The sequence below is a fragment of the Candidatus Symbiopectobacterium sp. NZEC135 genome (assembly GCF_025962695.1).
Genome location: NZ_JAGFPF010000997.1, coordinates 1 through 789, shown reverse-complemented (window position 1 = coordinate 789; position 789 = coordinate 1). Strand labels below are relative to the sequence as shown.

The window sequence follows — 789 nt, the reverse complement described above, 5'->3', positions numbered from 1 at the left end:
CGCTGGTGTATCACCCGCAGGCATTCCCGCAGATGATCGGAGAGACGCCGCTGGCATTAGCGGATTTGGCCGATGTGTCGCTGTGTCTGGCAGAGCCCAGCCGCTATTTTCGGCGCTATCTCGATGGACACTTTCGCGAGTCGGGTGTGACGCCGCGGGTTAAAGTGGAAAGTGCCTCGGTGATGCAACTGATGCAGAGTGTCTTTTTAGGATTGGGCTGCGCCGTCGTGCCACAGGGAAGCCTGCTGCCGGACATGATACCCGCACTGCGTTTTCGCCCACTGACGTTGCCACCGATGCTGCGTCAGGCGGCACTGGTTGTGGCTCCGGTCGGTAAGGTGACGGCACTGGCGCAAAACTTCTTTGTTTTCGCTCAGGCGTGGTTGGCAGAAAACGCGGATTAAGTTGGGACGAAAAAACACCACCGGATACCGGTGGTTTTCATCGATAGCGGTTGGAAATTAATCCAGTTCCAGCTCATTCATCGCAGCAATGTTGAAGCCGCCATCTACGTGCAGAACTTCACCGGAGATACCGGCGGACAGATTCGAGCACAGGAAGGCGGCGGTATTGCCCACGTCTTCAATCGTGACCACACGGCGAATAGGCGTCACGGCCTCGCAGTGGGAGAGCATTTTCTTGAAGTTCTTGATGCCAGACGCGGCCAGCGTGCGGATCGGGCCGGCGGAAATGGCGTTAACACGCACACCCTGCGCGCCCATGGCGTTCGCCATGTAGCGAACGTTGGCTTCCAGAGAGGCTTTTGCCAGACCCATCACGTTGTAGTTC

2 protein-coding genes are annotated in these 789 nt (G+C 57.7%); one reads left to right on the top strand and one right to left on the bottom strand.

Annotated features, from left to right (window positions below; all coding sequences use genetic code 11):
- Positions 1-404, top strand: a 404-nt coding sequence (locus tag J5224_RS32005; RefSeq protein WP_264628988.1) for a LysR family transcriptional regulator substrate-binding protein, incomplete at its 5' end; no start/stop codon positions are given.
- A gap of 57 nt (positions 405-461) precedes the next feature.
- Here the strand turns inward: J5224_RS32005 and J5224_RS32000 are convergent.
- Positions 462-789 (bottom strand): SDR family oxidoreductase (locus tag J5224_RS32000; protein WP_264628987.1); only part of this gene is annotated, 328 nt, incomplete at its 5' end.